The organism is Sulfurovum sp. bin170, assembly GCF_010892395.1.
In the GTDB taxonomy this organism is placed as follows: Bacteria; Campylobacterota; Campylobacteria; order Campylobacterales; family Sulfurovaceae; genus UBA1140.
The window spans coordinates 1-5,785 of sequence record NZ_JAACKB010000052.1; the positions used below are offsets into that span (position 1 = coordinate 1).

Genomic DNA, 5,785 nt, shown 5'->3' on the forward strand with positions numbered 1-5,785 from the left:
ACCTGGAGCAGCATTTCAAACTAAATATAACGATTTACTGGATTTAGATACAAATAGAATTGCCTTATTGGCATAGGAAAGGGAATTAAATGAGACGAAATATGAGATTGTCTGTGATTCTGTTTTGCGTACTCTCACTCTTTATCTGCTCCTTCAGCTGATTAAACCAAAGTGTTTCATCTACACTTTCCTGAAATTTAAAATAGCTATAGACTATATCAAAGCCAACCATTGAGCATCTCCTATCACCTTTTTTCAAATCTTTTGGAAAACCATAATAGACCACCATATCGGGTATCTCTGTATAGGTCGTAAACATATTATCCTCAATATTCATCAAGCTATTTGATAACTCTTTTGTTTCCTTATTTTCAACACTGTATAAAAGGTCAGCTCCCATATTAAATTGTTTAAACTTCTCTATAAAGTCGTCATACCACTCTCTTTCTCTATGTTTATTGAGAATCTCTTTTGCCATTAATAGAGATTCTATTATAAAAGCTTGAACATCTTTTAGATACTCTTTTTTTAGAGCATATACCAAATATTTCTCTTCAACTCCTTCTGGATATACTATATTCTTTTCTATATAATCTTCTGTATGAATCAACTCAAAATCATCTCTGTAGGGTTCAGGCAGTAGTAGTTGTAAATCTTTATCTTTGATATCCTTTATGGATATAGATATAGTAATTTGTGTAGTTAAATGTATATGATGATTTGCACCCATTGTTTATTCCTCTTTTTTTAGTTTTTCAATCTCTTTTCTACTCAATCCAGTAATCAAAGAGATAGTATCTATATCTATATTTTGTTTCAATGATATTTTGGCAATTTCAATATTTCTCTCTTTTTTCCCCTCTTTTCGTCCTTTTTTTTCCCCTCTCTCCTCCCCCTCAATCTTAGCAGAGTGCAGTAGAGACTTTTTATATCTCTAACTGGTTCCCAAATTTAATTTGGGAACCCATAAATATTCAGTCACTACTTTAAAATCCAAGATCAAATCTCATAAAATGGCTCTCTATGCTGATGAGCTACTGAAACAATTATTATCGTATCATCTAACAAAGCATAAAAAATATTATACGGAAACTTATGCACAACTACTCGATGTAATTGAGGTGTTATTTTAGGATATAAAGTTGGTGATTTTATTATATTATCTATGCTATCTTGAATATGTTTTTTAAATCTATCCCCAAGATTTTTTTGTTGTAGATTGTAGTAGCTCTTGGAATCCTCTATTTCAAGTTGAGCTAATTCAGAAATTTCCAATATCATGAAGCAAATACATCCTGATAAGAGACTGTTTTGAGCTTCCCCTCTTTTATCGCTTGAAGTCTCTTTTGGGACTCTTCTATCCAAAGTTTATCTATTGCAAGATTAGGTTGATTTAGACTCAATACCAAATTTTCAATAATCTGATACCGTTCTTGTGGTTTTAAAGTGAGTGCTTCACTAATAATCTCATTTAAGCCCATTGATAATCCTTTCTGCTTTTTTGGTCTATTATATCATATTTTATCTTTAACGAATTGCTTGACTTCTCCTCTTTGATTACATAAAACATTATCAATTTCAAATTATATTAATGGTACTGCTAACAGCCTATAGTACTCTAAAAGTAGATATTCAATTTATAGTAACACCTCCGATAAAACCTCATCAATACTACTAACAGGAACAATCTCCACAGCATCTCGAACCTCTTGTGGAATATCCTCTAAATCTCTCTCATAATTTTTATCAGGTATCAGAGCCTTAGTCACTCCTGCTTTATAGGCAGCGATTAGCTTCTCTTTGAGTCCTCCAATAGGTAGGACTTTTCCTGTTAGAGTCAGTTCTCCTGTCATTGCAACCTTGTTATCAACCTTTTTCTCTGACAGAATAGAGGCGATAGCTACAGCCATTGTGATTCCTGCACTTGGTCCATCTTTTGGGGTGGCTCCTTCAGGGACATGGATGTGTAGGTCGTAGAGTCTGTAGATTTCATCTTTGCTATTGGTATCTTTTTCTATTGTGGAGAGTGATTTGTTGTCTATTAAAATCTTGATTACAGAAAATGCAATATGTGCCGACTCTTTCATCACATCTCCAAGGCTTCCTGTTAATTTTACTAGCCCTTTGCCTTTTATCTTTATCGCCTCTATCTTTAGCATATCACCACCAACAGAAGTCCATGCTAGACCATTGACAACACCTATTAGTGGCTCCTTGTCTATATGTGAGACCTCAAAGACTTTTTTATCTGCATATTTTGCCAAATCTTCTATCTCTATCTTTATCTCTTTTATGGACTCATCGGCTAGAAGAGCAGTGGCTGATTTTCTCATGAGTCCTGCTATTTTGCGTCGAAGACCTCTCACTCCTGGCTCTCTTGTATACTCATCTATAAGTAGTTTTAGTGCATCATCACTTATCAAAAATTCCTCATCGGCTAGAGCGTGTTTTTTTAGCTCTTGTGGGATAAGATACTGCTTGGCAATCTCTAGCTTCTCATCAGGGGTATAGGAGCTAACAGATATAAACTCCATCCTATCTCGAAGAGGTGCTGGGATTCCTCCAAGGTCATTGGCTGTGGCTATAAATATCGCTTTGCTCAAATCAATATCAAAGTTTAGATAATAGTCTCTATACTCACTGTTCTGTTCGGGGTCTAGTATCTCCAAAAGTGCTGCTGTTGGGTCACCTCGATGATTTCGCCCCACCTTATCAACCTCATCAAGTACAATAACTGGATTCATACTCTTTGCGTCTATAAGACCTTGGACTAGTCTACCAGGCATCGCACCTACATAGGTTCTCCTGTGACCTCTAAGCTCATTAACATCCTCTAGTCCACCTAGTGCGATTCGAACTAGTGGACGACCTAGTGCCTTTGCAATAGAGTTAGCAAGAGATGTCTTACCTACCCCTGGTGGTCCATAGAAGCAGAGTATAGTTCCTGAAGCACCCTCATCTAGTGAGATACCTCGTCGCTGTGCTAACTCTCTTACGGAGAAGAACTCAACTATCCTCTCTTTTGGTTTCTCTAGTGAAAAGTGGTCATTGTCTAGCTCCTGCTGAACCTCTGTCACTTTTAGGCTTTTGCTAGTGAGTTTTCCAAATGGTAGCTCAAATACCCACTCCAAGTAGGTATGAATCTGATTGGCATCTCCACTATCAGGGTGCATTCTGGCAAATCTATCTATCTGCTTTTTTATCTCTTTGTGGGTATCCTCTTCAATATTGGGTTCAATTGCCTCTAATCTCTTTCGAAACTCTGCTATCTCCTCCTCTCTTTGAGCATCAACACCTAGCTCTTTGTTTATCTCTTTTATCTGCTCTTTTAAAAAATACTCTTTGTTGGTCTGCTCTATCTTGTTGTGGACTTTTGAGCGAATCTCTCGTTCAACTTTTGCAGACTCCATCTCACCTATGATGATGTCAATGAGTTGCATAAGTCTCTGCTCAATATTCTGCTCTTTATATATATCATACGCCTCTGTTTTTGATATTTTGAGCAGTGACGATACCAAATCAGCTATACGATAAGGCTCATCTGTCTCAGATATGGTCTTTAGCAAATCTGTAGGAATACTGTTGTGAATCTTTGATAGGAGCTGTAGCTTCTCATTGAGTATACCAATAAGTGCTTGGATTTTCAACTCATTATAGACCTCATTCTCTATAAGATTTATCATCGAACTTTGGAAGGACAACTCATCAAGATTTATCTCCTCTATATCAGAGGATATTTCACCTTTTGCTAGACCTTGAAAGAGAATCTTGACCCTGCCATCAGGGATATGTACTTTTCTCATAATAGAGCCTATCACACCTATCTCGTTTATCTCTGCTCCCTCTCTTGACCCTTCAAAACCCTCTTTGGTGGTTGTCAGAAAGAGTAGTGAGTTTTTCTCCATAGCATAGGTCGCTGCATCTATATCTGCCTTCTCTGTCAAGAAGATAGGACTTATCATAAAAGGGTAGAGAAACATATTGTCCTCGACTATAATTGGCAGTTGCGTAGGAAATGGTTCGTAGTTACTAAGTTGCATTCTATCGCTATCCTTTAGTTAAATAGTTTATCTAAGAAGCCCTCTTGCGGAGCCTCAATATCTGTAGAGTTTAGTGCCGATTTAGCATTTTTTTCACTATATAGCTTGGATGCTTTATCTTTACCTATACGACCATAGAGTCTTGATATATTCTGATTTAGAAGATACTGTGCCATATGCAGACGGACTTTTAGCGTATCTACTGTCGGTCTATATATAGAGTTTGGATACTCTTTTGTAAAAGCATCTACATCTTTTAGCGTATCTATCATCAACTTTTGGTCTTTGTTAATATCTTTGACACCCAAAAATGCTGCTTTTATCTTCAAAAAATTAGCAAGTTCTATCTTTTCACCCGCTGCATGTTTTTGGATATACTCATCAAGATAGTAATCTGCCATCAAATAGGTCTCATCTTCCATATGTACCTGAGCCAATATAAGAGTAGCTGTCGGCAACAATGGTGAACGCATATGTTCACTACGCAAAGATATATAGTAGTTGTCTGCTTTATCAAAATTTGATGATGCGAGACTTTTAATAATATTTTTATACCAATATAGTGCTGGTTTATCATACTCTTTTACTGCATCTTTATCTGCACATCCTGTAAAAAATGCTAGAAGTATCGCTAGAAGAAAACTCTTTTTATAATTTGTTAACATCTGTAACCTTATATATAAATTTAAAAAATATAATACCTCAAACTCTATTACATTTTGCTATAATCTTGCAAAAAAGGGGTCTAGTGTTGAATATTTTGTGAGCAGAGCAAATGAAATATTAAATACCTGACCTCATTAAGGATAATTTTTGACAATTACAATTATAGGTGCGGGTGCAATGGGTATGGCAATTGCTTATGGACTCAAAGATAGATATAAATTAGAGTTTGTAGAACCTGATATATCAAGACAAGAGGAGCTAAAAAAAGAGTTTGATGCAGATATATACTCTCCTGATGATTTTGATATAACAGATAGAAATATTATACTTGTAGTTAAACCCTATATTTTAGAGAGTGTTGGTAGACAAATAAAAGGCAAAGCCAATACACTATATTCGGTTCTAGCAGGTTCAACTATAGAGGCACTAAAAGCCAATATAGATGCTAAGAACTACATCCGAATCATGCCAAATGTCTCAGCCAAATTTGGAGCTTCAACAAGCGTTATAACTGGAGATAAAAGTAAAAGAGAGGAGGCAGAAGAGATATTTTCAGCTATTGGTGATACATTTTGGGTTGACTCAGAAAAAGAGATAGATATAGCAACAGCTATAGCAGGTTCTGGTCCTGCTCTACTAACTCTTGTCGCAGAGGCGATGATGGATGGATTGGTAAAAGAAGGTATGAAACGCCCTGATGCGATTGGGATTACAAACTCACTCTTCAAAGGTTTCGCCCCACTTATCAGCTCGGCTCATCCTGCTGTGATAAAAGACGCGGTTATGAGTCCAGGTGGAACAACTGCTGCTGCTTATGCAATGCTTGAAGAGGGGGCTGTGAGAAGTTCGTTTATTAAAGCTGTCGAGGAGGCTTTTAAGGTAACACAAAAATAAGAGGTTTATTGAAACCTCTCAAATACAAAATCAAAATCTATCTTTGCACTACACTCTAGGTTTTTAAAATCAAAACTTCCTTCCAAAAGGTCTACTATCTTTTCATACTTGTTATTTTGGAGTTCATAAATTTTGGCTTTTAGGTCATCTGGATATAACAAAATATAATATTTTACCTTTTCAGC

General features: G+C 36.2%; 6 protein-coding genes and 1 pseudogene. 1 reads left to right on the top strand and 6 read right to left on the bottom strand.

Features of this window, described 5'->3' with window-relative positions; all coding sequences use genetic code 11:
• Positions 1–85 precede the first annotated feature (85 nt).
• From GSY74_RS01180 to GSY74_RS01200, 5 genes are all read right to left on the bottom strand, one after another.
• Positions 86–730: a hypothetical protein gene (locus GSY74_RS01180; protein WP_164663270.1), complete on the bottom strand. Its 645-nt coding sequence runs from the start codon at positions 728–730 to the stop codon at positions 86–88.
• A 269-nt stretch (positions 731–999) separates the two neighbouring features.
• A complete protein-coding gene (locus GSY74_RS01185) occupies positions 1,000–1,281 on the bottom strand; it encodes a type II toxin-antitoxin system RelE/ParE family toxin (RefSeq protein WP_164663271.1) in 282 nt (93 codons plus the stop codon).
• Complete coding sequence (locus tag GSY74_RS01190) at positions 1,278–1,481, bottom strand: addiction module protein (protein ID WP_164663272.1); 204 nt, start codon at positions 1,479–1,481, stop codon at positions 1,278–1,280. Before GSY74_RS01190 ends, GSY74_RS01185 begins: the two co-directional genes overlap by 4 nt.
• A gap of 156 nt (positions 1,482–1,637) precedes the next feature.
• Positions 1,638–4,040, bottom strand: coding sequence for an endopeptidase La (gene lon / locus GSY74_RS01195; RefSeq protein WP_164663273.1), 2,403 nt, complete (start codon positions 4,038–4,040; stop codon positions 1,638–1,640).
• A 14-nt stretch (positions 4,041–4,054) separates the two neighbouring features.
• The gene (locus GSY74_RS01200; RefSeq protein WP_164663274.1) at positions 4,055–4,705 is read right to left on the bottom strand and encodes an outer membrane protein assembly factor BamD; all 651 of its coding nucleotides are present in this window, start codon (positions 4,703–4,705) and stop codon (positions 4,055–4,057) included.
• A gap of 148 nt (positions 4,706–4,853) precedes the next feature.
• Here GSY74_RS01200 and GSY74_RS01205 point away from each other — a divergent pair, with 148 nt between their 5' ends.
• Positions 4,854–5,600, top strand: coding sequence for a pyrroline-5-carboxylate reductase (locus GSY74_RS01205; protein WP_255494429.1), 747 nt, complete (start codon positions 4,854–4,856; stop codon positions 5,598–5,600).
• Between the two features lie 5 nt (positions 5,601–5,605).
• On the opposite strand, the pseudogene GSY74_RS01210 reads toward GSY74_RS01205, so the two are convergent.
• A pseudogene (locus tag GSY74_RS01210) lies at positions 5,606–5,785 on the bottom strand (Uma2 family endonuclease); the annotation flags it as partial.

Bases quoted from the DNA above. Each gene is read 5' to 3' on its own strand.
- GSY74_RS01200 (WP_164663274.1), bottom strand. From the start codon at position 4,705: ATGTTAACAAATTATAAAAAGAGTTTTCTTCTAGCGATACTTCTAGCA.
- GSY74_RS01180 (WP_164663270.1), bottom strand. From the start codon at position 730: ATGGGTGCAAATCATCATATACATTTAACTACACAAATTACTATATCT.
- lon (WP_164663273.1), bottom strand. From the start codon at position 4,040: ATGCAACTTAGTAACTACGAACCATTTCCTACGCAACTGCCAATTATA.
- GSY74_RS01185 (WP_164663271.1), bottom strand. From the start codon at position 1,281: ATGATATTGGAAATTTCTGAATTAGCTCAACTTGAAATAGAGGATTCC.
- GSY74_RS01190 (WP_164663272.1), bottom strand. From the start codon at position 1,481: ATGGGCTTAAATGAGATTATTAGTGAAGCACTCACTTTAAAACCACAA.